This window comes from Corallococcus sp. M7, assembly GCF_054512695.1.
In genome coordinates this window covers 1,965,074-1,988,628 of the sequence record NZ_CM137252.1, presented here as the reverse complement: position 1 = coordinate 1,988,628, position 23,555 = coordinate 1,965,074, and the positions used below count along the sequence as shown (strand labels likewise).

The following is a 23,555-nucleotide window of genomic DNA, read 5'->3' as shown; positions in this document are numbered from 1 at the left end:
CGCCGCTTCTAGCGAATCCCCGTCCACCCTGCGCGCCCTGATGTCACCTACGGCGTGGACACCTGCGTCCACTCACCCATGACCATCGTCCAGTTGCTGAGGAAGTCGACCTTCTGGGACGGCTTGCTGGGGTCCGGCGCGTACGACAGGCCGGACTGGTTGTTGAGCCGGCTGGTCATGTAGATGAGCCGCGACATGGCGGGGCCCGGCGTCTTCGGCTGGCCCTGCACGTTCGTCAGCCCCTCCTTGAACCGCGCCGCCAGGTAGAAGGGCGGGATGGTCTGGTAGTTCACCCGCACCCGCGCGGACTTCCAGCCCGCCGTCCGGTTCGTGGGGATGCGGTACGTGATGTGGTCCACGCCCGGCGCGGACTTCGCGCTGTAGTCCGGATCGCTGGTGACGCTCGTGTCGCCAGTCCCCAGCACCGTGCTCAGCGGCTCCGTCAGCGTGGCGAGCTCCTGGAGCTTGAGCCCCAGCAACGCCTCCGAGGGATTGCGCGCCGAAGGCGGCACCCAGCCCAGCGGCAGGATGCGGTTGTCCTTCACCGCCTGGAACTGCTGGAGCTCCGTGGAGGTGAGCTGGTTGTAGTCGTCCACCACGCGCAGCTCGTAGATCTGCGCCTGCGATTCGTCGGTGATGGCCTGGCGGTGGGGCTGGAGCTGGCCGGCGGTGCTGGCGAACTCGGAGGGCAGCGTGTTGCTCCCCGCGATGTTGCACGCGCCCTGGCAGATGGCGCCCCAGGCGTTCGGCTGACCGGAGGCCCAGAGGACCCGGCCTCCGTCACCCAGCAGTTCGAACTGCACGAAGGCCCTGCGGAAGCCCGCGCCGCTGGGGAACTTGTGCCCCACGTTGTTGGTGACGGTGACGGCGAAGTCCTGCGTGGCGCCTGCGTTGGTGGGCGGCGCGACGGACACCTGCACCGCGGGCTTCAGCGGGTTGAAGACGCCCTGCGACGTGTTCACCGCCAGGTCCAGGATGGACTGCTCCGCGTTGAGCAGGTTCTTCGCCACCGCGTAATTCCGGCTCGCGTCCGTCAGCAGGGGCGCGGCGGACTCCGGCAGCGTCAGGGAGAGGAACAGGTCATCCACCCCGATGTTGGCCGGCAGCACCACGGTGATGGAGCGGGTCCCCGGGCTCAGATGGACGTTCCGGTTGAAGGGGAGCCACGTGCTGTAGGCCGGGTTCCTGAACTCGGGCATGTCCGGGATGTGGCTCGAGCCCCCGAACGTGAGCTGGATGGGACCATGGGCCTCGAAGGCGTTCCGGTAGAACACGCTCGCGCCCCAGTTCAGCTCCACCTCGCCGCCGTTCCGGTCGATGTACTGGGCGTACTGCGACACGTCGAGCGTCAGCGTCGCCCCCTCATCCCCGAAGGCGTCGCTGCGCACGGTGAAGAAGTACTGGCCGTGCGCGGGCTTGACGTTCCCCTCGCTCTTGACGGCCTGCATCTTGGGGCCCGCGCTCACCTTCCAGCCCTGCGTGTCGCCGTTCTCCGCGCCCGGGTTGAGGATGAGATTGCCCGTGCGCCTGCGGATGGGAGCCGACTGGAGGAACGGCGGCACCACCGAGTTCTCCGACGGGTAGTACTCGATGCCCAGCACGTCCGGGAACTGCTGGAACATCTCGTGGACGAAGAGGTTCACGCCCAGCAGCGAGTGCCGGTTGTACTGGCGCGGCGTCGTGCCCGTGTTGCCCTGGTAGAACTTCGCCAGGTCCGCGTTCACCTGCGCCACCGGCTCGAAGCCGTCGTTGGTGGACACGCTGGCCAACTGCATGTGGCACGTGAGGCAGGACGCCGTCTGGGTGGCGTAGCCGCTGTTGAGCCACTCGAAGTACGTCGTCTGCTCGTAGGCCAGGCCCACGCAGGGGTCCGTGAGGAAGTCGCCGGTGAAGTTCTTCTGGCCCGTCGGGCAGCTCGCCGGCTTCACGTAGCCGCCGCGCGACTGCGCTTCTTGGATGGTCAGCGCATTGCTGTACCGGTCCGGAACCTTGGGCAGCACCACGACGTGGCAGGAGCCGCATACGGTCGCGTCGCGCAGGTACGGCTGGCCTCCCGCCGCGTTGGTGGCCGTCTCCAGCCCCAGGCCCGCCGCGGCCATGGGCGCGATGTTGAGCCCCGTGTCCGGCCCCACCACGGAGCCCGGCCGGGTGTTCATGTGCGAGGTGAACGGGAACGCCGGAGGCTGGTGGGGGTCCCCCGCGTCCTTGAGGCGGTTGGAGAGGTTCCCGCCGAACACGCTGTTCGCTTCGCTGCCGTAGAACGTCGTGAAGTCCTTGCCGTCCCAGGGCAGGCCCTGCTGGGGCGCCACGTCGTGGCACGCGGCGCACGACACGCCGTCGCGGCCCAGCGCGCCCAGCGTGGCGTTGGCGGGGCTCGCGTTCGGGTCGTGGACGGGGCTCGTGTAGCCGGAGCCCTCGGGCGTCGAATACAGCATGAAGTGGCTGAAGAGCTTCCCCTGCTGGTTCGCCTGCCGCTGGCCCAGCGGCGAGTGGCAGCGCAGACAGAGGTTGTCCACCTGCTCCGGCTGGTTCGGCGACAGGGCGCGCGTGTTCTCCACCTGCGCCAGGAAGACGGGGTCGCGCGCCGCCAGCGCCTTGATGGAGCCGCTCCAGTCCCCGAAGAGGGACCAGTTGGACGCGAGATCCATCTTGCCGGAGGGGTCCACCTGCGCCACGCCGGGCTGCGCCCAGAAGGACATCTGCGGCAGGTCCGTGCGGGACGCCTTCCAATCGCTGTCATGGCAGGACTGGCACACCAGCGACGAGTTGAAGTTGCCCGACGCCAGGTCCAATCCGTTGTGCGCGATGTCCAGCGACCGCTTGGGCAGCGCGAACAGCGAGGCGCGCGTCAGGTTGGGCAGCTGCACGCCCGCCCGCTGGCTGTAGTACGTCAGGAACTGCTGCACCGACGGGTGGTTGTCCGCCAGCGATGACGTGAGCGTGTTGCCGTGCGGGAACACCGGGAATGGCGGCGACAGGTAGCCGTCCACCGCGGCCACGGCCTGGGTCGGAGGCACGTCGGAGGCGCGCTCCCATGAGGTGCACGCGCCCAGCGCGAGGACTCCCGCGGCGGCGAGCAGGTGACGCGACGGTCGAAGACGTCCGGTTGTCATGCGTTCTTCCCAACGGAGAGGGGGTTCAAGGCAGCCATGAAAGGAAGGGGTGCGTGGGATTGCTGGCGGTTGCGCCAGTACGGCGCCTGGGGCCAGCGGCGCTCCAGGCGGTAGTAGCCCTCGCGGATGCGCAGGTGCTCCTGGAACTCGTGCCGCGTCCGCACCTCGTGGAGGCGCAGCGCGGTGACGTCGCCGCGCAGATGCCGGCCCACCGCTTCGGCGGCATGATGCGCGGAGCGCAGGGCCTGGGACGTGCCCTGCGAGGACAGCGGATCCAACGTGCACGCGGCGTCCCCCACCGCGAGCCAGTCCTCACCGTGCAGCCGGTCCAGGCAGGCGATGTTCGCGGACACCGCGCGCAGGGGCCCGCCGGTGGAGTCACAGGCCTCCAGACGGCGGAGTGTCTCGGGGGCGCGCTCCATCCGCGCACGCCAGGCCCCGGCGTCCTTCGGTGACACACCCTGGAGCGAATCCCGGTCGCCCATCAGCCCGAAGACGACCTGGTCGCCGGGCATCCGCGCGGAGTACCACCAGCCGTCCTCGCACGCCTCCACCAGCGTGAGCGCGTCCACGGTGCGGCCGGGATGGAGCGCGAACGTGCCGCACAGGCCGAAGGTGCGGTCCACCGTATGGCGCCGGGCCCCCCGCGACGTGGCGAAGACCGCGCCGCGGCCCGTGGCATCCACCACGAAGCGCGCGTCCACGAAGGCCCGGGGCGCATCCCCTTCGATGGGAAGAAAGAGGCGGTGGCCGCCGTGCGCGAGGGGCATCCAGTCCGTCACCGCCGCGCCGGTGCGCACGTCCACGCCGTGGCGCGAGGCCTCGTCCGCGAGCATCCGGTCGAAGCGGGCCCGGTCCAGGTGCCAGCCCGTGCCCCACGGCGAGCGCAGGTGGTCGTTGTAGCCCAGCGCGGAGTCCCCCCAGCGCGAGCACGAGCCCATGGAGCGCAGGTGGCCCTGGCGCGCGAAGGCCTCCCAGACGCCCAGCCGCGCCAGCAAGCGCCGGCTGTCCGGAGGCAGCGTCTCGCCCAGGTGGGGCTGGGCATAGGTGGAGCGCTCGAACAGGACGACGCGCAGGCCCGAGTGCCTGCGCAACGCCAGCGCCAGCGCCGCGCCCGCGGGACCGCCGCCCAGCACGGCGACGTCAAACCGGAGGTCGCCCACGGCTCAGGCCGTCCCGTCCTTGTGCTCCAGCGGCCGGCGCTCGACCTCCAGGAACAGCGGGCCCGTGCCGGACTGCTTGAGGATGAAGCCCAGGTCCTTCCAGTTGAAGACCATGGTCTCGTCGAAGACGAAGTTGGCGCCGGCCGGACGCGTCCAGTAGTCCTGCTTCACCTGGCCGCCCTCCATGTACGAGACGAAGTACGGGCGCTGCGCGGGCCACCACCAGAGGTTGGTGTAGTCCGTGGTCTGGTTGGAGCACTCGTTGAAGTCCGCCTGCCACGGCAGCGCCATGTACTTCGTGGCGTCTCCAGGCTGGAGGCCGTGGCCCGCGGTGGGCTCGGTGTCCCACTGGAGGCCCGCGTTGCCGGTGGACGGCATGGGCTTGATGCGGAAGGGCTCCTCGTAGATGGCCGGGTCGCGGCACAGCCAGGTCATCTCGATGCCCGGGCAGAACGGCCCGCCCACGCAGTTCTCCAGCACCCCGCGGTCCCACTGCTCGCCGGGCCCCAGCGTGGACGCGGGCGGCGCGGCCTTGGAGTACACCTGCTGGCTGAACTGCTGGAGCAGGAAGTACTGCGTGCGCGTCAGCGTGAGGTACTTGCTCTCCGGACTGGGGATGACGTTGGCCTCGCCCTGCAGCGGATCATCCCCGGCCAGCTTGGGCATCAGGCCCGGCGTCGGGTCGTTCTCGTGGCCCGGCTGGCGCAGGTAGCCGAAGAAGTTGGACGGCGACCCGTCCTGCCGCACCACCCCGTCATGTCCCGCCGTGCCCTGTGAGTTGATGTTGGCGACCCACTGGTAGATGGAGGGCCGCGCCAGGATGGGGCGGATCTCCGCCTGGAAGTTGGGCACGTAGTTGGGATTGAAGCCGTTGGGGCCGTAGAGGTCCGGCGCCAGGTTCCGCGCGCGCACGAGCGCGTCGTAGATGGTGTCGTAGAGCGTCACCATGTTGAGGATCTGCGGCGCGTAGGCCGGCGGCGCCACCATCACCCATGCGGGCGTGGCCTCCACGGGCGTGCCGTTCGGGAGGACGACGCGGGCGCTGACGGGACCGTCCGACGTGTCGTCCCACCAGTTGTTGTTGTTGGCGTAGTTGTCGATGCGCGGCTGCTCGTACGCAATCGCTTCCACGGTCGGGACCAGGGCCGTGCCGATGGTCTGGCCGAGGACGCCGATGATGCCCGCCCGGAACGCCGCCTCCGTGGGGTACCCGATGTCGGCGATCTCGCGCAGCCGCCTGACGGTGTCGGGTGACAGGTAGTCGGGCTTGTCGCTGTGGGTGGTGTTGACGGTGTTGAGCAGCGCCGTGGTGATCATCCACCGCGTGGAGCACCCCGAGCGCCCGTAGCCGCCCCGGAAGTCCATGCGGCCCTGGGCATCCACGGAGAGCTGCCCCAGCGTGGTGATGTCGCTCTGCTCCGGCACCAGGCCCCCGGGCGGGAAGTTCACCGGATAGCCCTGGGTCGCGTGCGCCGCGTCGAAGGCGGACTGGGACGGCAGCCCCGTGTAGCCCCGGGCCGCCACGGTGCGCGGCCCCGGGTCGATGATCAGCGCATTGCGAAACCCTCTCGCCACCCTGGGGTTGCGCAGCGGCTGGCCCGCGTGCTTGCCATCCACGCCGGAGAGCTGCTGGAACTCGTACCAGGCCGCCTTCTTGTTGGCCACGTGCACGGTCCACACGACGTCCTGCACGTCCTGCCCCAGCGCCACCGGGCGGCCCTGAGGGCTCTTGTCGTCATAGACGAACACCTGGAAGCGCGCCGCCTGCCGGCGGATGCCGCCCTGGGCGTCGCGGAAGGCCTTCACCTCCGTCTGGCCATCCTGCTCCAGCGGCAGTCCTCCGGCCGTCACCGGCCCCAGGTAGTAGTCCTCGCTGTTGCCAACGCGTGCGATGCCAATGGCAGGGTGGATTCGGTAGGTCGGGCTCATGGGCATGCCCCACCCCACTGCAAGCCGCACACCATGAAATACCTGGACAAGCCGTAAATGATTCCTGGGGGTTGCGGGGAGTGGTCGCGGGCGCCCTGGCCGCCGGACGCGTCAGGGGCCTGGCCATGACGTGTCAGCGCGGGGGATGACGCGTCAACGCGCCTGACCCGGGCGGGTCAATCAGCGAGGATGGCGCGCATGAAAATCTGGGTCGATGCCGATGCATGTCCGGGGCCGGTGCGGGACATCCTGCTGCGCGCCGTGCAGCGCACGAAGGTGCCCATCGTCTTCGTGGCGAACAAGCCGCTGGCGCTGCCGCGCCTGGCGTACGTATCCACCGTGCAGGTGGGCGCGGGGCTGGACGTGGCGGACCGGCACATCGCCACGTCCGCGGAGGCCGGGGACCTGGCCGTCACGCAGGACATCCCGCTGGCCGCGCTGCTCGTGCCCAAGGGCGTGGTGGTGATGGACCCGCGCGGAGAGCTCTTCACGCCGGAGACCATCGACGAGCGCCTGTCGATGCGGAACTTCATGCAGGAGCTGCGCGACAGCGGCGTGAACACGGGCGGCCCCGGCGGCTTCTCACCGCAGGACCGCCAGCAGTTCGCGGCCACGCTGGACCGCGAGTTGACCCGGCTGGTGAAGCAGCAGGGCTGAGGCGTGAGCGCCTAATGGCCGGCGCCGCCGCTGCCCTCCGCGGGAGGCGTGCCGGTGGACGGCGCCACGGGGCTGGTGCCGATCCCCTTGTTGCGGTTCCAGGCCTCCGGGGTGATGTCCAGGCGCGCGCCGGGGTTCTGCGACGGCGCGGCCGCCGGGGCCAGGGTGTCCACGTCGCGCAGGTCGATGCTGCCCGAGCCGCCGGTGCCCACCTCGTTGATGTCCACGCACTGGTAGTCCGCCGGGTCCGAGGACTTCTGGATGCCCGTGCCGCCGGTGGCCTCGGCGTTGGCCTGGGCCTCGGCGCCCACGTCTCCATAGAAGTTCATGCCGTGCTCGCGCAGCATCTCCTGCGTGCGAGGAGACTCCTCCGCGTCCCAGGACATCTCGTCGCTGGCGAACGCCTCGGACGGGGACTCCTGTGGAACGGACGCGGTCTGCGTGGCACAGCCGCCCAAGAGGAGCGCGGTCATCGAGGCCATGAGCGGAAGCTTCATCGGGGTGTCCTCCAGAAGTGTCGTCCGCCTTTCAACTTGGAGGCACTCGCGTCGGGGGCAAGCGACGGGGAGCCAGCCGGGCCAGCGGCCCCGTTCCAGGCCGGGGGCCCTCTCAGTGGTCCACGGACGCGGCGCCCCCAGGCAGGCAGGCCAGGGCCGCCACGGTGAGTGACTCGCAGCCCGTGCGCAGCGAGCCCTCGCGCTCCGGCGCGTAGTGGCTGGAGTGCGGCCCCGGCAGGTGCGCCGCCTTCTGCAGCGGCGTTGTGCCCGGCGCATCCTCCCAGGCCTTGGGCGGCGTGATGCCCATGAACCAGTACGCGATGGGCACCGGATGCTCCGGCCCCTGGGCGAAGAAGGGGAAGTCCTCGCTCGCGCTGGCGAGCACCCCGGGCACCAGCGCGGCGTGGCCGAACCACTCCGCGTGCGCGTCCCGGACGCGGCGGATGAGCTCCGGGTCGTTGCGGTTCACCGGCCCGCGGTTGAGCACCTCCACCAGGGGAGGCCTCGGCGCGCCCGCCGCCGCGGCCTCGCCCTTCGCGATGCGCTCGATGGCGGCGAGCACCCGCGCCTGCACCGCGTCGTCCTCCGTGCGCACCGTCAGCTCCAGCACGGCCTCGTCTGGAATCACGTTGGCGCGAGTCCCCGACTGGAAGGACCCCACCGTCACCACCGCGGGCTCCAGCGGCGACAGCGCGCGCGACACGATGGTCTGCAGGCGCATCACCACGCTGGCCCCCAGCACCACGGGGTCCACGGACAGCTCCGGCTGCGCTCCATGCGCGCCCCGGCCGAAGAGGCGCAGGCGCACGTGCGCGGAGCCCATCATCGTCACGCCCTCGCGGTGCATGAAGGTGCCCACCGGCAGCGGCGCCGTGTGCTGCCCCAGCACCGCGTCCGGCGTGCCGAAGCGCGAGTAGAGCCCGGCGTCCAGCATCGCCTTCGCGCCCTGGAGGGTCTCCTCCGCCGGCTGCCCCACCACCATCACCGTGCCGCGCCACGCGTCGCGCGAGCGCGCCAGCATCGCCGCCGTGCCCACCAGGCACGCGGTGTGGACGTCATGCCCGCACGCGTGCATCACCGGCTCGCCGTCTTCTGTCCGCACGCGGCTCGCGTAGGGCAGCCCCGTCTTCTCCTCCACGGGCAGCGCGTCCATGTCCCCGCGAAGGAGCACCGTGGGCCCGTCGCCATTGCGCAGCAGGCCCACCACGCCGTGGCCGCCTACGTCCCGGCTCACCTCGTAACCTTCCGCCTCCAACCGGCGCGCCACCTCGGCGGCCGTGCGCGCTTCCTCGCCGGACAGCTCCGGATGTTCGTGCAGGTCCCGGTAGAGCGCGTCCACGTCCGGCAGCACCGCGTCCAGGTGCGCGAGGACGCGCCGGGCGCGGGCACGGATGTCTGAAGGAGAGGACAGACCCGCGACGGACGGGGAGGGGGCGGCGTCGTGCATGGCGGAGTGCTCCCGGCCCGGACGCAAGGAGGAGGTGCCACGGGCGCCCGGGTACGGCTCAAGGTGGAAGCCGCGCGCGGCGGTTCACAGGGGCCAGGCAGGGAAGCGGCCAGGGGCCCGGCCTTGTGCGCCGCCTCCCCCACCCTCCGGGGCGCCGTGGGCCTCCGGGGTACCGCCTGTCCGTTCGTTGTCCGCCCCTCCCCCGGAGGTCACCTTCTGGCTGCGCAGGAGACACATGGAGGGAGCGGTCATGAGGCGAAGCATCGCGTTGGGGCTCTGCCTGGCGGGACTGACGGGTGGCGCCGCCAGGGCCCAGGATCCACCGTCGGACGCGCCCATGCGGGTGGACCGGGTGGATTGGCAGGGCCCCTACTTCCTCCTCGGAGTGGGCGTGGAGGGCTACACGGGCAAGCTCGCGCCCAACCTGGATCCAGGGCCGTCGTATGGCGTCCTCGTGGGCTACCGCGCCAATGACTACCTGGGCGTGGAGCTGGGCTACAGCGGCGGCGTGAGCAACCTGTCCGTCGCGAACGGCTCGTTCTTCGGCACCCCGGACATCGTGCGGAACGGAGCGCAGGCGGCGCTCACGGTCGGCTTCACCCACACCCGGGCGCAGCCCTATGTGCTCGGCGGCATCGGCGTCGAGCGCTACTCGGTGCGCGAGGGCAACTTCTTCCGGTTCTTCGACGACACCGGAGGCTACGCGCCCGTGGGAGCGGGGGTGCGCTACAAGTTCAATCCCCAGCTCACGGCCGAGGTGCGCGGCACCTACAGCTTCCTCTTCGGACAGGACTTCTCGCCCACGCAGGACATTGGCGGGGGGGATGGCCGCTACGCGGGCATGCTGATGATTGGCGGCAGCTATTGAGGTGCGCATGTCCGTCACGCTGATCGACCTCCTCGACGAGCGAAGCCGCCGTCCCGCGGATCCACGCCTCTACACCTTCCTGGAGGACGACGCGGAGGTGACGCTCACCCGGGGCGCGCTGGCATCGAGCGCGCACCGCATCGCCGCCGCGCTCCAGTCGCTCGCGGCCGGAGGGGAGCGGGCGGTCCTGCTCTATCCCCCCGGCGCGGACTACCTCCGCGGCTTCTTCGGCTGCGTGTGTTCGGGGCTGGTGGCGGTGCCGGCGTATCCGCCAGACCCCTCGCGGCTGGAGCGCACCCTGCCCCGCCTGCGCGCGCTCATCGCGGACTCCGGAGCCGCGGTGGTGCTGACCACGTCCTTCATCCTGTCCATGGCGGAGCTGCTCTTCACGGACGCGCCAGAATTGCGAGCGCTGAAGTGGGTGGCGACGGACGCGCTGGAGGAAGGCGGCGCGGCGGCCTGGAAGCGGCCGGACGTGACGGCCGACACGCTGGCCTTCCTCCAGTACACGTCCGGCAGCACGGCGACGCCGCGGGGCGTGATGCTCAGCCACGGCAACCTGATGCACAACCTGGGGGCCATCCGCCGTGCGTTCCAGACGCACGACGACAGCGTGGGGGTCATCTGGCTGCCGCCGTACCACGACATGGGGCTCATTGGCGGCGTGCTGGTGCCGCTGGCGCAGGGCTTCCACACCGCGCTGATGTCGCCGCTGACATTCCTCAAGCGGCCTCGTGCATGGCTGGAGGCGCTCACCCGCTTCGGAGGCACCATCAGCGGCGGGCCCAACTTCGCGTTCGACCTGTGCGTGCGGCGCATCCCGCCCGCGGAACGGGAGGGCCTGGACCTGAGCCGTTGGGAGGTGGCGTTCTGCGGCGCGGAGCCCATCCGCCCGGACACGCTGACCCGCTTCACGGAGGCCTTCGGACCGCATGGCTTCCGGCGCGAGGCCTTCTACCCGTGCTACGGCCTGGCGGAAGGGACGCTCATCGTCTCCGGTGGAGCGAAGGAGGCAGTGCCCCTCCTGCGAGACGTGGACGCCGCCGCGCTGGAGGCGGGCAGCGCGCGGGCTCCCATTGGAGCGGCCCGGACGCTGGTGGGCAGCGGAGCGACGCTGCCGGATCAATCCCTGCGCATCGTGGCGCCGGACACCGGCCGCGTACTCCCAGAGGGAGAAGTGGGCGAGGTCTGGGTGAAGGGGCCCAGCGTGGCGAAGGGCTACTGGAGGCGCGAGGAGGAGTCCGCGAGGGTGTTCCAGGCCAGGACCGCGCAGGGAGACGGGTCCTACCTGCGGACCGGGGACCTGGGCTTCCTGGACGACGGCGAGCTGTACGTCACGGGGCGGGAGAAGGACCTGATCATCGTGCGAGGCCGCAACCTGTACCCGCAGGACCTGGAGACGGTGGTGGAGGAGAGCCACCCCGCGCTCAGACCCGGCTGTGGGGTGGCCTTCGGCGTGGAGGTGGAGGGCGAGGAGCACCTCGTCGTGGTGCAGGAGGTGGATGCACGCAGGTGGGACGGCGAGGTGACGCCGGTGCTGGGCGCCATCCGAGGACGTCTGGCGACGGTGCACGAGGTGAGGCCCCGAGCGGTGGTGCTCATCGAGCCCGGGAGCCTGCCCAAGACGTCCAGCGGCAAGGTGCAGCGCAGGGCCACGCGGGAGGCCTTCCTCGCCGGAGCGCTGCGCGAGCTGCACGCCTGGTGCACGACCGCGCTGAACGGCGCGGACGCGCACCCCGAGCGTTCAGCACGGGAGTTCCGGGTCCTGGCAAGAGTGCCGGCGCGCCTGGGAGCGAGGGTGGAGGACCTGGATGCCCATACGCCCTGAACCCGGCTAGCATCGGGGGCATCCCCCCCGCTGAAAGCCGACTTCGCTGAACGCCACCGAACCGCGCCATCTGGCCGGCCTGGACCTGCTCCGGTGCCTGGCCATCCTCGTCGTCGTCGTCTTCCACTACCCCCGCCCCCAGGGGCACGAGGCCTACCAGACGTTCGCCAACTTCGGCTGGACGGGCGTGGAGCTGTTCTTCGTGCTCAGCGGCTTCCTCATCGGCTCGCAGCTCCTGGAGCCGGTGTCGCGCGGTGAGACGCCGTCGCTGCGGCGCTTCTACCTGCGGCGCTCGCTGCGCATCCTCCCGTCCTTCCTCGTCGTGCTGGGCCTCTACCTCTTCGTGCCGGCCTGGACCGAGCGGCCCCTGGAGACGCCCGCGTGGCGCTTCCTCACCTTCACGCAGAACTTCGGCCTGCGCCTAAATGGCTTCTCCCACGCGTGGTCGCTGTGCGTGGAGGAGCACTTCTACCTGGTGCTGCCGCTCACCGTGCTCGCGCTGCGTGGACGCCTTCGCGCGCCGTCCCTCATCGCGCTCGCCGTGGCCGTGATGGGCGGAGGCATGCTCCTGCGCGGTGCGCTGTGGCAGCAGCACTTCTCCACGCTCGGAGCGGGCGACCCGGGCTGGCGCGGATACGACACGCTGCTCTACTACCCGACGTACGCGCGGCTCGACGGGCTGACGTGCGGCGTGCTGCTCGCGGCCCTGCGCGTCTTCCGGCCACGGGCCTGGGAGCGCTGGACTCGCGGTGCCCGCGCATGGGGGATGGCCGTCATGGGGCTCGCGTGCCTGGGCGGCGTGCTCTACATCAACGAGGAGCACTACCGTTACCTCCCCTATGTCCTGCTGGCGTTCCCCTTGGCCGCGCTGGGCTTCGCGGCGCTGTTGATGGCCCTGGCGGGCCCCTCGGCCTCGCGCGTCTGTGCTCGCATCCCGGGCGTGAAGGCCTTCGCAGTGCTGAGCTTCACCGTCTACCTCACGCACAAGGCCGTGCAGCACTGCGTGCGGGACGCGCTGGCACCCCATGGCATGGACGCGTTCCACGTCGTCACGTTGCTGGGCGGCGCCGTGGCGGTGCTGCTCGCCTCGCTCGCGCTGCACCATGGCGTGGAGCGGCCCGCGCTGAAGTGGCGGGAGCGGCTGGAGCGGGGGCTCGCTGCCAGGAAGCCCCAGGCGCAGCCCTCCGTCCCCTGAACGGCGGCTCGCGCTTCTGCGCGACAGAAGCCGCGCAAGGGGACGGGCCTGGGCCCGGGCGTCGCGTGCGCGCTAGACCTCGCGCATGCGCCCCTTCCTGACGGCGACGTGGAAGTACCTGCTGATGCTCAACTACGAGGTGGATCCGGCGGTGCTGCGGCCCCTCGTCCCCCGTGGCACGGAGCTCGACGCGTGGCAGGGCCGCACGTTCGCGAGCATGGTCGGCTTCCGCTTCCTCGACACGCGCGTGCGGGGGCTCGCGGTGCCGTTCCACCGGGACTTCGATGAGGTGAACCTGCGCTTCTACGTGCGCCGCCTGGGCCCCGAGGGCTGGCGGCGCGGCGTGGTGTTCGTGCGCGAAATCGTGCCCCGGCTCGCCATCGCCACCGTGGCGCGCGTCCTCTACAACGAGCCCTACGTCGCGCACCCCATGCGCCACGCCGTGAACATGGACGGCGCGGACACCGGCGCGCCCGGCCACGTCGAGTACGCCTGGAAGTCCCACGGCCGCTGGCACCAGTTGTCGGCCCGGACGCTCGGCACGCCGGCCGAGAGCGCCCCCGGCTCCCAGGAGGAGTTCATCACCGAGCACTACTGGGGCTACACCGCCCAGCGCGACGGCGGCTGCGCCGAGTACCGCGTGGAGCACCCGCGCTGGACCGTCTGGCGAGCCCGGGAGACCGCCTTCGACTGCGACGTGGCCCGCTTCTATGGCCCCGCCTTCTCCGAGTGCCTCCGGGGCACGCCCCACTCCGCCTTCGTGGCCACCGGCTCGGAAGTGTCCGTCTTTCCTGGAAATGAACTCCTGCCCTTGCCAAGCCCGTAGAAATCAATATTCTCAAACCCGAAATTGATTTTCTGAAGAACCCACCATGACGACCTCCAAGTCCACCTGGCCTGTACCCACCCGCTGCCCCGTCTGTGGAGGCGGCACCGTCATCGAACGGGTGCGCTGCGACGGGTGCGCGTCCGCGGTGGAGGGGCGCTTCACGACGGGCTGGGTGCAGCAGCTGTCGCCGGAGCAGCTCGCGTTCGTGCGCGTGTTCATGGCGTGCCGGGGGAAGATCAAGGACGTGGAGCAGGTGCTGGGCCTCTCCTATCCGACGGTGGTGGCGCGGCTGGACGACGTGGTGGAGGCCCTGGGCCAGGCGCCCGGAGTCCCGACTCCGCCCACGCCTCCCGCGCCGCCGCCCCCGCCCCGGGAGCGTGGCGCTCCGCGCCGGGCGCAGATTCTCGATGACCTCGCGGCCGGGCTCATCGACGCGGACGAGGCCGCTCAACGTCTCAAGAAGGCACGGGAGTAACCACCCATGATGGATCCTGAAGCCACGCCGTCCTCTGACGCCTCGTCTTCTTCTCGCGACGGCACCCAGCGCCACGCGATTCCGTGGGGACAGCACGCGGAGCTGGTGCTGCATGCTCCCGCCGCCACGCTCGTGGTGTCGCCGCTGCCGGAGGGAGAGAAGCCCTACCTGGTGACGCACGGCCGGGTGGAGGCGCGCATCCAGGAGCACGGCCGGGTGACGAAGGTGGAGCTGGTGCCGCGCGAGGCCGGCTTCCTCTCTCTCTTCTGGCGCCACGGCGGACAGGCGGAGCTGTTCGTGCCGCCCGACGTGCGCGCGAAGCTCCTGCTGGACGCGGGCGCGGTGCGCATCGCCGGGCTGAAGGACTGCGAGCTGGAGCTGAACACCGACGCGGGCACGGCGAGCCTGCGCGACGTGCACGGCAAGCTGACGCTGCGCACGGGCGCGGGCCGCATCATCGGCGAGCGCGTGGGTGGCACCCTCCACGTCCACGCCGCCGCGGGCGCGGTGAAGCTGGACGTGGACGCGCTGGACGTGGGCGAGCACCGCATCGGGACGCAGGTGGGCGCGGTGGAGCTGCGCCTGGTGCCCGGGCTGGACGTGAACATCTCCGCCCATACGTCGCTGGGCTCCACGCAGACGCGCTACCCGACCAACCCCCAGGCGGCCACGACCATCCTGTTGGAGACGGAGCTGGGCTCGGTGCGCATCCGCGAGTCGGGCCGTTCACGCGGCGAGGACGCGGAAGCCTGGGAGGAGGACGCGCTGCGCTGGCAGCGTCAGGCGGAGCGCTGGCAGCGCCGCGCCGAGCGTCACGCGAACCAGTGGGCCCACGCCTGGGCGAACTCCTGGGGCGCGCCGCCCTGGGCGGGCCCGGGCACCCGGCACCACCACCGGCCGCAGCCGCCCCAGCCGCCTCCGCCGCCGCAGCAGGCCCGTGGCATCCCCGACGAGGAGATGCGCCGCGTGCTGGACCTGGTGGAAGCCGGCAAGCTCAGCGCGGAGGACGCCCACAAGCTGCTCAAGGCGATGCAGCGGTGAGGATCATCCCCCGCCCCCCGGGACGTGAGCCCGGGCCCTCGCGCCTGCTGTACGACGTGCCGGATGGCTCCTGGGGGCGGGAGGCCCTCCTCGATGTGCTTGAGGAGACCCTCCATTGGTGCGCCCCCCGAGCGGATCCGGACACGCCGGCCCTCTGCCTGCGCACGCCCGGCTTCCAGCCCCGGTTGATGGTGGATGGCGACCGCTTCCAGATGATGGAGCGGGTCATCAGCGAGCGGCGCCACGCCCTGCGGGGCAGGCCGCCGCGGGCCCTGCCACCGCGCGAGGGCGGACGTCTTCAAGGGGGCCGGCTGATCGTCTACTTCCCTGAGGACAACACCTGCGACGGTGCGGCGGAGCTGGCGACCCGGGGCTACTTCGACGTGGACAACCTTCCCCCGTGGGACACCTGGGTCGGCATGTTCCGCGAGGATCCGGAATCCCCCACCCAGTCGGCGGACTACCTCATCGCCTGGGTGCCGCCGGTGTTCCTCGACGCAGTGGCCCAGGGCATCTTCGTGAACCCGGAGCTCTGCATCCAGTGGCTGGAGGACTCCACGACGCTGATGGCGAAGCGCCTGAAGGACCTGACCTCGCCCTGAAGCTTCAGGCGCCCTGCGTGAGGAAGCGGAAGGGGCGCACGCAGTCCTCCCGGGTGCAGCGGAAGAGGTAGCCCCGGCCGTTGTCTCCGAAGTCCAGGCCGAACGGCATCGCGGCCAGCTGCGCGACGAAGCGCATGGGCGCGTCACAGCACTCCGGCGTGGCCTCGCCGTTGAGCCACCCGGGCACGCCGCCCACCTTGCTCTCTGGCGCCTCCGCCTGCGCGCGGTCCAGCGCCTGGAGCTGCTCCTCGGTGGCCTCGTTGACGTCCACCGACAGGGCCTCGGTGTCCTCGGTGGCGGGCTCGAAGCCGAGCGTCCATTCCGCGTACGGCTTCACCGGCGACGGCGGCGCGCTCACCGACGGCGCGCCGGCCTTCACCGGCACCGCCGCGTTGGCGCCCTCCTCCGGATCCCACCGGAAGCAGACCGTGTCGGGGTTCTCGCACTGGAAGACGTGGACCGACGCGTGCGGCGCCAGGTCCAGTCGTCCTTCGACGTGCGGCAACTGGAAGAGGAAGCGCTGGGGCCCGCCGCACATCGCGCAGGCGGGCCACTCCAGGGGCCCCGGCGCCTCGGGCGTGCCCCCCACCTTCATCAGGGGGACACCGGTGCGGCCAGGGACGAGCGCCCACAAGGGCGCGAGCGGACGGGACATGCCCGGACTCTAGAAGTCCGCGATGCGGTCGGCCAGCGACGCGTCGTCCACGAAGGGGTTGCGGTTCTGCTGGTAGGTCTCGATGGCGTCGTTGCGCGCGACTTCCGCCGCGTCCACCTTGTCCAGCTGGTTCCACTGCTTGAGCACGGACTCGTCGTCCGCGGGGATGTGCTTGTTGTAGACGGTGGAGAAGTAGAACAGCGCGCGCGCCACGTTGCCCTTGTGCTCGTCGGGCGGCTCGAAGACGGTGCGGCCCTTCTCGTCGGTGCCGAACTTGGAGCCGTTCTCCTCCCACTTCACGTTCTTCACCGTGCCGAAGGGCCAGTTGCCACGGATGGAGTTGGCCTTGCTGTCCGTGGGGAACAGGTGGTGCAGGTCCGCCTTCGCCGCGCCCGTGGCGCCCTTGGACTGGGGCCAGGTGTGCTCGGTGTTCATCACGTTGCTGTTGGGAATCTTGTTCGTCTGCACTTCCTTGCCCGTGTAGACGCACTTCACCTTGCCGTCGTGGTTGTCGAGCGTGGTGAAGATGATCTTCCGCGCCTGGTTGTAGCCCAGGTCCTTGTGCTTGCTGACCGCGTCATGCAGCGCGTTGATCAGCGCCTGGTCCTTCAGGCCGTCGTAGCGAGGATCCGACTTGGGCGGCACGTCCTCCACCGGCACCTGCGGCGCGGGAACCGGCGTCGGCGTCGTCTGGGTCTTCTTCGCCGTCGGGCCGGCCTCGAACGTGGAGACCGACGAGAACGCCTTCGGGGTGATACGCGCCGTGTTGGCCGGGGCCGACGCGGAGTTCGTCGAGGGGCGGGTCGCGGAGAGCGGGCGGGACGGGATGATCATGACGGACCCTCGGGCTTCGAGGTGGGGGGATGACGCATTGTCGTCCGGACCCGGGCCCGGTTGCGTGACGCAGCGCATTTTCCCTCCGAGCCGGTTGGTTTCTTCCGCCTGACCCGGGACATCCCGGGAAATGCCCCAGCGCCGGGCTCCGGAGCCGGGGAAAAGCGGGGCTCATCGGCGGCACCAGGACGGCCCGGGGGCCCTTTCGCGGGAGCCGGGCGGCCGGGACGGGGCGCGCGCTATGCCTCCGGGTGTCGCACCACATGAGGGGGTTTCGTCCATGAAGGTCGTGATTCCGGGTGGCACGGGACAGGTGGGTGCCCTGCTGGCGCGGGCGTTCACCGCGCGGGGGGATGACGTGGTCCTCATCAGCCGGGGAGGCCGAGGGGAGGCGCGCACGGTGTCCTGGGATGGGCGCACCCTGGGTGACTGGGCGAAGGAGGTGGATGGCGCCGACGCGGTCATCAACCTGGCGGGGCGCAGCGTGAACTGCCGCTACACGGAGGAGAACCTGCGCCAGATGATGGACTCGCGGGTGGACTCCACGCGGGTGGTGGGCCAGGCCATCCAGCAGGCCGCGAAGCCGCCGCGCGTGTGGCTGCAGATGAGCACCGCGACGCTGTACGCGCACCGGCTGGACGCGCCCAACGACGAGGCCACCGGCATCATTGGCGGGAACGAGCCAGGGGTGCCCGCGTACTGGAAGCGCAGCATCGACATCGCGCAGGCCTGGGAGCGCACGCTGACGGAAGCCGACACGCCCCACACGCGCAAGGTGGCGCTGCGCACCGCGATGGTGATGAGCCCGGACAGGGAGGGCATCTTCGACGTGCTCCTGGGCCTGACGCGCCGGGGGCTGGGCGGCCCCGCGGGCAGCGGGCGGCAGTACGTGTCATGGATCCACCACCAGGACTTCGTGCGCGCGGTGCTGCTGCTGCTGGAGCGCGACGACCTGGACGGGCCGGTGAACCTGGCCGCGCCGAACCCGCTGCCCCAGCGGGAGCTGATGGCGAAGCTGCGCGAGGCGGCGCACGTGAGCGTGGGGCTGCCGGCGGCGAAGTGGATGCTGGAAGTGGGCGCGTTCTTCATGCGCACGGACACGGAGCTGCTGCTCAAGAGCCGCCGCGTGGTGCCCGGGCGGCTGCTGGACGCGGGCTTCACCTTCGAGTACCCCGACTGGGGGACCGCCGTGACGAACCTCGTCGAGCGCTGGCGCGCGGGGAGCGGCCCCGTCCGGAGCTGACCGTGTCCACGAAGAAGTACCGCGTCCGCTGGGGTCGCATCGCCGCGCTGGGGCTCGCCCTGGGCGCGCTGGGCACGGGCGGGTTCACGGCGGCGCGAGGCCTGCGCACGGCCCAGGGGCTGGTGCACCCGGCGCGCATCCCGGTGACGCGGCCCTCCGGCCCGGACGCGCTGCCGGGCATGGAGGATGTGTCCTTCGAGGCCGCGGGGCGGAAGCTCCAGGGGTGGTACGTCCCGTCGCGCGACGGGACGGCGGTGGTGCTGGTGCACGGCTTCGCGGACAACCGCACGCGCATGCTCTTCGAAGCGAAGGTGCTGTCGGAGGCGGGGCACGGCGTGCTGCTCTTCGACTTGCACGGCCAGGGTGAGAGCGAAGGCGACGCGATTGGCTGGGGCGACAGCGAGCGCGAGGACGTGCGCGCGGCCCTGGCCTTCGTGCGGGCAAGACCGGGCGTCACCCCGGGACGCGTGGGCCTGTTCGGGTTCTCCATGGGCGGGACGACGGCCCTGCTGGTGGCGCAGGAGGACGCGCGGGTGAAGGCGGTGGGGGCGGCGGGAGCATTCCCGGACCTGGCGAAGGACATGGGCTCCCACTACGGCCTGAGCACCTGGGCGGTGTTGTGGGGGCTGCGCCGGTCCGGCATCGACGTGGACGCGGTGCGGCCCGTGGACGGCATGTGCCGCCTGGAAGGCCGGCCACTGCTGCTCATCAACGGCGGCAGAGACCCGGACGGCCCCCAGAAGCTGGACGGCCGCCTCTACCGCGCCGCCTGCGAGCCCCGCGAGCTGTGGCTGGTGCCCCAAGCGGGGCACGGCGAGTACCCCCAGAAGGACCCCGAAGGCTACGCCCGCCACCTGCGCGACTTCTTCGGCCGCTCACTCTGAGCGCTGTCCCCGGGTGACGAGGTCCAGACGACCGTCGGCGCCGGTCCTCTTGTAGATCTCTTTTGTGTGCTCCTTCACCGTGTGAAGGGAGAGCTTGAGCTCACGTGCGATGTCCGCATCGCTCGCCCCGTCGTTCAGCAGGTCCGCCACCTCCAGCTGCCGGTCAGACAACCGCGGGACCCACTCCGGATTCATCCAGTGCAGCTCCTCGCGGAGACGGACCTCCCACAGCGTGCATCCCTGGCGCAGGACCGTGGAAGCCTTGAAGCTCACCTTTAAGGTGTCGAGGCCGCGCTTCTTGTCGAGGGGTCTCTCGAGGGGGAGCAGGAGCCCGTCCAGACTCGAGAGCCACTTCACGTAATCCACCCACTCCTTGGGCACGTCATGGCAGAGCTCGTTGGGGGTGAACCACTGGTCCACCATGGCCCGGGCGGTGCCCGTCTCCTCGATGCGGCGTCCCATGGCGTTCAGGACCATTCCAGGCCACGACTCCATCGACAGCGCCGTCAGGAGGTCCCCCTTGAAACGGTAGGCCTCGATGAATTGGACGGTGGACACCGCGTCGTTGATGAGCGGAATGAACGCTTCGAGGAGCGCCTCATCGCGCTCTGAAAAGGACCGGGCGGAGTCCTTGTACATCGCGATGCCGCCCTGGAACTTCTGCCGGGTCTCGAAGAGCAGGCTGGCCAGAACGTGCCTCAGCTTCAAGCCAGCCGCCCGGCTGCGCTCGTAGGTCTCCGTGCTGTCCAGGGAGCGTCCCGCCAGCATCCGCGGCTCCCTCGCGGCTTTATTGGGCCGGGCCAGCGTGTACTGGAACACGAAGCACCGGAACGCCCACGCCGAGTACCCCGCGAGCAGGGGCTGAACGGTCGGCGCGATCCACTCCAACCCCGGCGAGCCATCCGCGCGGGTGAACCCCACCGCGAGGTGATCCGCCCGGCAGACGCGCACCATGACTTCCTGGATGGCGGCATAGATGTCCTCGAAGGTCCTGACATTACGAAGGCGTTTCTCCATTTCCCGGATGAGCCGCAGCTCGCGTGACGTGAACGTCAAGGCCATGCCCATGGTGGGTACCTCCATCCCCGCGTTTCTCTACTCCTCAAGAATGACATGACCGGGACCCGGCCCCACCCCCTCCAACGAGGGGTTGCCAGAAGCCATGGGGCATGCCGGTCGCGCGTGGAGCCCCAATCCATCCAGGGATTGGACAGACATGCTCCAATTCCTGGAAAGCGCCCTCAAGGCGATCCACGATCAATTCCTCTCAACAAGCCCCCCTTGAGACCCGCGACGTATTGCCGTGTGCGGAGCGAAAGGAAACGGGGGTTGTCCAGATGGTGGACTTGATGAGCATGGTGGAGGAGGTCCTGGAGCAGCAGGCGCCACACGACGAGGCGTTGCCTCTGACCATCAGCGCGGAGCCCCGGACGCCCCCCACCGCGCCTTCGGAAGCGAAGCTGAACGTCGAGGTCGTCAAGACGCTGTTCCAGTTCATCACCCGCGACAATGACGTGGACCCGGTGGAACTCGCCCACGGGGTCGCCACGGCGCGGACGCTGGGCGTGGCCGAGCTGGACATCACCATCCTCTGCCGGTGCGTCCGCGAGCGCTGGCCCCTGCCCCCACCGAACCTGGGCATGCTGCGCACGGCGCCCGCCGTCGTCCTCCAGGCCATCCAGATGTTGCTCTTCCGTGGCGGCCGGAAGAACGCGTCGGGTCTGGCCATGCAGCGTCAGCTCCGCGAGTTGCTCGGGGCGGTCCCGTCCACCAGGACGATGCCTCTGGCCAACCCGCGGCCACGTCCGGCTCCAGCGACGCCGCTGCGCATCCGGCGGTCCCCCCCGCGCCGGATGATGATGGCGTTCCCCCGGAAGCAGCCCGGACGGCGCTCCGCCTGAGAATGGTCGCTACTCACGGCGGCCCTTGGCGACGAACTCCCCGCGGCTGTGGATGCCGGTCTTCTCGAACAACGACTTGATGTGGACCTTCACCGTCTCCACGGAGCACCCGAGCCGGGAGGAGATCTCCTTGTTCGCCAGTCCCTCGTGAAGACAGTCCGCCACGCGTGACTCCTGCGCGGTGAGCTTCTCCTTCCAGTCCGGGCGCAGCCAGTGAACCCGCTCGTGCATCCGCACCTGCCACAGGGTGCGGCCTCCCCAGTTGACGGCGGAGGGACTGAACGTCACGTCCAGCCGGTCCGCGCCGCGCTCCAGCGTGAGGGACTCCAGCCGCGGATCCGCCGCGACGTCGAAGCGCGCCAGCGCCCTCACCCGCTCCGCCCAGGCGCGGGGCACCCCGTCACTCAATTCATGCGACGGAAACCACCGCTCCAGCAGCGGAATGGCCGGCCCCGTGTCCACCACCTTCCGCCCCAGGCTGTTGAGCACCAGCACCGGACTCGCCCCCATCGCGATGGCCTTGAGCAAATCCCGCTCGAAGCGGATGGCGTAGAGCTCCTGGAGCCGGGCCACCGCGCGGGAGATGTACGGGATGATCTGCTGGAGGAACCACTGCGCCCGGAGCGTGAAGGGCCGGGAGGACTCGCGGTACATCGCGATGCCGCCCTTCAGGTCCTGCTCCGTGAAGAGGAGCGACGCCAGCACGCGCTTGAGCTTCAGCCCCGCGCCCTCGCTGCGCCGGAAGGTCTCCGTCTCCACCAGCGGCTGCCCCCGCAGCATCTGGACGTCGCTGAGCACCAGGTTGGGCTGCACCACCGTGGCGCGGAAGACGAAATCCTCCTGCACCCACTCCGCGTAATCCTTGAGGAGGGGGTGGACGGTGTCCGTCCTCCACTGCAACCCCGCCGTCCCATCCGGATTCGCGCAGCCCACCGCGAGGTGGTCCGCCTCGCAGAGCGAGAGGAGCGCCCGGGAGAGGGCCTCGTAGACGTCCTCCAGCGTCCGGGCGTTGCCCAGTGCTTCCTTCAACTCAGCGACCAACGCCTGCTCACGCGACAGGAACTTCCGTGCCTTGCCCATGGGTACGACCCCCGTTTGCAATACCCATCAAGTATTACGAGGGGGGAAACAGGGCCCATCCCCCTAAAGAGGGATGTCGGGCGTGGCCGACGGCTACGCGCGACGGCCCTCGGTGAGGAACTTCATGCGGGCCCGGTCCCGGCCCCGGCTCTGCGTCCCGGTCTTCCGGTAGATGGCCTTCACTTGATCCTTCACCGTCTGCACCGACTTCTGCATCTGGCGCGCGATGTCCTCGTTCGACAGGCCCAGGTAGAGGCCATCCGCCACCTTCCGCTCCTGGGGCGACAGCAATCGCAGCCAGTCCTCGCGCAGCCAGTGTGGACGCTCGACGATGCGCACCTGCCACAGGGGATTGCCCGCCCAGAGGATGGTGGACAGGGAGAACGTCACCTGCAATTGCTCGCCGTCCTCCTCCATCTCATCCCTGAGCAGCTCCGGAGGGAACATCCCCTTCACGCGCGACAACGCTTCCACGCGCTTCACCCACGCCTGGGGAATCCCCTGCGGCGTCAACTCCGAGCGCGTGAACCACTTCTCCAACAGCCGCGTGGCCGCGTTCGTGCGGACCATCTCCCGGCCCCAGGGCGTCAATACCAGCAGCGCCCCGGACTCCACGGCGCCGGCCTTGAGCAGGTCCAGCTCCAATCCCTGTGCATGGAGCTTCTGCACCCGGCCGACCGCGCGGTGGATGGCGGGCACCAATTGCTGCAACAGCTGCTGGCTGCGCGCCGGGAAGGGCCGCGCGGCCTCGCTGTACACCGCGAGCCCGCCCTTGAGCCCCTGCTGCTCTTCAATGAGCAGCGTCGCCATCACGTGCCGCAGGTCCAGCCCCGCCTCCACGCTGCGCTGACGGGTCTCCATGGCGTCCAGCTTCTGCCCCCGGAGCATCTGCGCCGTGTTCAGCACGCGGTTGGGCTGCGCGATGGTGGCCTGGAAGACGAAGTCCTGCGTCACCCATTCGGAGTAATGCTTGAGCAGCGGCATCGTCGTGCGGCTCGTCCACTGGAGCCCCACGGAGCCATCCAGGTTGGCGCAACCCAGCGCGAAGTGGTCCGCCTTGCACAACTGGAGGACGCGCGTCTCCAGGACGTCGTGGATGTCCTTGTAACTGCCCACGTCGATCAGGTCCGTCAGCAGCTCGCGCTGAATCGACTCCTCACGTGACGTGAATCGCAAGGCCCTGCCCATGCGGAATGCCTCCCCCGGCAATGCCATCCATCCCGAGCATGGCACGGACGGGCCCTGGCTTTGGAAGCCCCTCCCCCACCCGCCCGCCTTTCCGCTCCCCGACGAGGCGGTGACGTCGGGCTGGAC

The 23,555-nt window shown here is 70.3% G+C and carries 21 protein-coding genes; 11 read left to right on the top strand and 10 right to left on the bottom strand.

Features of this window, described 5'->3' with window-relative positions:
- Positions 1–47 precede the first annotated feature (47 nt).
- The 3 genes from ACX114_RS08325 to ACX114_RS08315 are packed head-to-tail and all read right to left on the bottom strand — an operon-like array spanning position 48 to position 6,205.
- Positions 48–3,113 carry a hypothetical protein gene (locus ACX114_RS08325; RefSeq protein WP_459296418.1) on the bottom strand — a complete coding sequence of 1,022 codons (3,066 nt, stop codon included), beginning with the start codon at positions 3,111–3,113 and terminating at the stop codon, positions 48–50.
- On the bottom strand, positions 3,110–4,276 hold the full coding sequence (locus ACX114_RS08320; RefSeq protein WP_459296416.1) for an NAD(P)/FAD-dependent oxidoreductase: 1,167 nt from the start codon (positions 4,274–4,276) through the stop codon (positions 3,110–3,112). The genes ACX114_RS08325 and ACX114_RS08320 overlap by 4 nt, the downstream gene beginning before the upstream one ends.
- A 3-nt stretch (positions 4,277–4,279) precedes the next feature.
- Entirely contained in the window at positions 4,280–6,205 is a 1,926-nt protein-coding gene (locus tag ACX114_RS08315) for a LodA/GoxA family CTQ-dependent oxidase (protein ID WP_459296414.1), read from the bottom strand.
- Between the two features lie 198 nt (positions 6,206–6,403).
- Between ACX114_RS08315 and ACX114_RS08310 the strand changes: the two genes are divergently transcribed.
- Positions 6,404–6,862 carry a YaiI/YqxD family protein gene (locus tag ACX114_RS08310; RefSeq protein ID WP_459296412.1) on the top strand — a complete coding sequence of 153 codons (459 nt, stop codon included), beginning with the start codon at positions 6,404–6,406 and terminating at the stop codon, positions 6,860–6,862.
- Positions 6,863–6,873: 11 nt separating this feature from the next.
- Here the strand turns inward: ACX114_RS08310 and ACX114_RS08305 are convergent, their stop codons facing one another.
- Together ACX114_RS08305 and ACX114_RS08300 are read right to left on the bottom strand one after the other, a co-directional pair.
- A complete protein-coding gene (locus ACX114_RS08305; protein WP_459296410.1) occupies positions 6,874–7,359 on the bottom strand; it encodes a hypothetical protein in 486 nt (161 codons plus the stop codon).
- Between the two features lie 112 nt (positions 7,360–7,471).
- A complete protein-coding gene (locus tag ACX114_RS08300) occupies positions 7,472–8,806 on the bottom strand; it encodes an amidohydrolase (protein ID WP_459296408.1) in 1,335 nt (444 codons plus the stop codon).
- 250 nt (positions 8,807–9,056) lie between these two features.
- On the opposite strand from ACX114_RS08300, the gene ACX114_RS08295 reads away from it, so the two are divergent.
- The 7 genes from ACX114_RS08295 (at position 9,057) to ACX114_RS08265 (ending at position 15,644) form a co-directional block, all read left to right on the top strand.
- A complete protein-coding gene (locus tag ACX114_RS08295) occupies positions 9,057–9,674 on the top strand; it encodes an outer membrane beta-barrel protein (protein ID WP_459296407.1) in 618 nt (205 codons plus the stop codon).
- A 7-nt stretch (positions 9,675–9,681) separates the two neighbouring features.
- Positions 9,682–11,502, top strand: a complete 1,821-nt coding sequence (locus tag ACX114_RS08290; protein WP_459296405.1) for a fatty acyl-AMP ligase — start codon at positions 9,682–9,684, stop codon at positions 11,500–11,502.
- Between the two features lie 46 nt (positions 11,503–11,548).
- On the top strand, positions 11,549–12,697 hold the full coding sequence (locus tag ACX114_RS08285) for an acyltransferase family protein (protein ID WP_459300093.1): 1,149 nt from the start codon (positions 11,549–11,551) through the stop codon (positions 12,695–12,697).
- 85 nt (positions 12,698–12,782) lie between these two features.
- Entirely contained in the window at positions 12,783–13,523 is a 741-nt protein-coding gene (locus tag ACX114_RS08280; RefSeq protein ID WP_459296403.1) for a YqjF family protein, read from the top strand.
- Between the two features lie 46 nt (positions 13,524–13,569).
- On the top strand, positions 13,570–14,001 hold the full coding sequence (locus ACX114_RS08275) for a DUF2089 family protein (RefSeq protein WP_459296401.1): 432 nt from the start codon (positions 13,570–13,572) through the stop codon (positions 13,999–14,001).
- 6 nt (positions 14,002–14,007) lie between these two features.
- A complete protein-coding gene (locus ACX114_RS08270) occupies positions 14,008–15,042 on the top strand; it encodes an SHOCT-like domain-containing protein (RefSeq protein WP_459296399.1) in 1,035 nt (344 codons plus the stop codon).
- Positions 15,039–15,644, top strand: a complete 606-nt coding sequence (locus ACX114_RS08265) for a hypothetical protein (protein ID WP_459296397.1) — start codon at positions 15,039–15,041, stop codon at positions 15,642–15,644. Before ACX114_RS08270 ends, ACX114_RS08265 begins: the two co-directional genes overlap by 4 nt.
- Before the next feature lie 4 nt (positions 15,645–15,648).
- Here the strand turns inward: ACX114_RS08265 and ACX114_RS08260 are convergent, their stop codons facing one another.
- Both ACX114_RS08260 and ACX114_RS08255 read right to left on the bottom strand, forming a co-directional pair.
- Positions 15,649–16,299, bottom strand: coding sequence for a hypothetical protein (locus ACX114_RS08260; RefSeq protein WP_459296395.1), 651 nt, complete (start codon positions 16,297–16,299; stop codon positions 15,649–15,651).
- 9 nt (positions 16,300–16,308) lie between these two features.
- Entirely contained in the window at positions 16,309–17,133 is an 825-nt protein-coding gene (locus ACX114_RS08255) for an endonuclease I family protein (protein ID WP_459296393.1), read from the bottom strand.
- A 280-nt stretch (positions 17,134–17,413) separates the two neighbouring features.
- Between ACX114_RS08255 and ACX114_RS08250 the strand changes: the two genes are divergently transcribed.
- On the top strand, positions 17,414–18,376 hold the full coding sequence (locus tag ACX114_RS08250; RefSeq protein ID WP_459296391.1) for a TIGR01777 family oxidoreductase: 963 nt from the start codon (positions 17,414–17,416) through the stop codon (positions 18,374–18,376).
- Positions 18,377–18,378: 2 nt separating this feature from the next.
- Entirely contained in the window at positions 18,379–19,260 is an 882-nt protein-coding gene (locus ACX114_RS08245) for an alpha/beta hydrolase (protein WP_459296389.1), read from the top strand.
- Here ACX114_RS08245 and ACX114_RS08240 read toward each other — a convergent pair.
- Positions 19,252–20,328 carry a response regulator transcription factor gene (locus tag ACX114_RS08240; RefSeq protein ID WP_459296387.1) on the bottom strand — a complete coding sequence of 359 codons (1,077 nt, stop codon included), beginning with the start codon at positions 20,326–20,328 and terminating at the stop codon, positions 19,252–19,254. The two genes, ACX114_RS08245 and ACX114_RS08240, sit on opposite strands and share 9 nt — an antisense overlap.
- Before the next feature lie 281 nt (positions 20,329–20,609).
- On the opposite strand from ACX114_RS08240, the gene ACX114_RS08235 reads away from it, so the two are divergent.
- A complete protein-coding gene (locus tag ACX114_RS08235; RefSeq protein ID WP_459296385.1) occupies positions 20,610–21,161 on the top strand; it encodes a hypothetical protein in 552 nt (183 codons plus the stop codon).
- A gap of 9 nt (positions 21,162–21,170) precedes the next feature.
- Here ACX114_RS08235 and ACX114_RS08230 read toward each other — a convergent pair whose 3' ends face one another.
- Both ACX114_RS08230 and ACX114_RS08225 read right to left on the bottom strand, forming a co-directional pair.
- Positions 21,171–22,241, bottom strand: a complete 1,071-nt coding sequence (locus ACX114_RS08230) for a helix-turn-helix transcriptional regulator (RefSeq protein ID WP_459296383.1) — start codon at positions 22,239–22,241, stop codon at positions 21,171–21,173.
- A gap of 93 nt (positions 22,242–22,334) precedes the next feature.
- Positions 22,335–23,429, bottom strand: a complete 1,095-nt coding sequence (locus ACX114_RS08225) for a helix-turn-helix transcriptional regulator (RefSeq protein ID WP_459296381.1) — start codon at positions 23,427–23,429, stop codon at positions 22,335–22,337.
- Positions 23,430–23,555: the final 126 nt, after the last annotated feature.

Bases quoted from the DNA above. Each gene is read 5' to 3' on its own strand.
- ACX114_RS08310 (WP_459296412.1), top strand. From the start codon at position 6,404: ATGAAAATCTGGGTCGATGCCGATGCATGTCCGGGGCCGGTGCGGGAC.
- ACX114_RS08230 (WP_459296383.1), bottom strand. From the start codon at position 22,241: ATGGGCAAGGCACGGAAGTTCCTGTCGCGTGAGCAGGCGTTGGTCGCT.
- ACX114_RS08275 (WP_459296401.1), top strand. From the start codon at position 13,570: ATGACGACCTCCAAGTCCACCTGGCCTGTACCCACCCGCTGCCCCGTC.
- ACX114_RS08315 (WP_459296414.1), bottom strand. From the start codon at position 6,205: ATGAGCCCGACCTACCGAATCCACCCTGCCATTGGCATCGCACGCGTT.
- ACX114_RS08280 (WP_459296403.1), top strand. From the start codon at position 12,783: ATGCGCCCCTTCCTGACGGCGACGTGGAAGTACCTGCTGATGCTCAAC.
- ACX114_RS08240 (WP_459296387.1), bottom strand. From the start codon at position 20,328: ATGGGCATGGCCTTGACGTTCACGTCACGCGAGCTGCGGCTCATCCGG.
- ACX114_RS08290 (WP_459296405.1), top strand. From the start codon at position 9,682: ATGTCCGTCACGCTGATCGACCTCCTCGACGAGCGAAGCCGCCGTCCC.
- ACX114_RS08270 (WP_459296399.1), top strand. From the start codon at position 14,008: ATGATGGATCCTGAAGCCACGCCGTCCTCTGACGCCTCGTCTTCTTCT.
- ACX114_RS08250 (WP_459296391.1), top strand. From the start codon at position 17,414: ATGAAGGTCGTGATTCCGGGTGGCACGGGACAGGTGGGTGCCCTGCTG.
- ACX114_RS08300 (WP_459296408.1), bottom strand. From the start codon at position 8,806: ATGCACGACGCCGCCCCCTCCCCGTCCGTCGCGGGTCTGTCCTCTCCT.
- ACX114_RS08295 (WP_459296407.1), top strand. From the start codon at position 9,057: ATGAGGCGAAGCATCGCGTTGGGGCTCTGCCTGGCGGGACTGACGGGT.
- ACX114_RS08260 (WP_459296395.1), bottom strand. From the start codon at position 16,299: ATGTCCCGTCCGCTCGCGCCCTTGTGGGCGCTCGTCCCTGGCCGCACC.
- ACX114_RS08325 (WP_459296418.1), bottom strand. From the start codon at position 3,113: ATGACAACCGGACGTCTTCGACCGTCGCGTCACCTGCTCGCCGCCGCG.
- ACX114_RS08235 (WP_459296385.1), top strand. From the start codon at position 20,610: ATGAGCATGGTGGAGGAGGTCCTGGAGCAGCAGGCGCCACACGACGAG.
- ACX114_RS08225 (WP_459296381.1), bottom strand. From the start codon at position 23,429: ATGGGCAGGGCCTTGCGATTCACGTCACGTGAGGAGTCGATTCAGCGC.
- ACX114_RS08255 (WP_459296393.1), bottom strand. From the start codon at position 17,133: ATGATCATCCCGTCCCGCCCGCTCTCCGCGACCCGCCCCTCGACGAAC.
- ACX114_RS08305 (WP_459296410.1), bottom strand. From the start codon at position 7,359: ATGAAGCTTCCGCTCATGGCCTCGATGACCGCGCTCCTCTTGGGCGGC.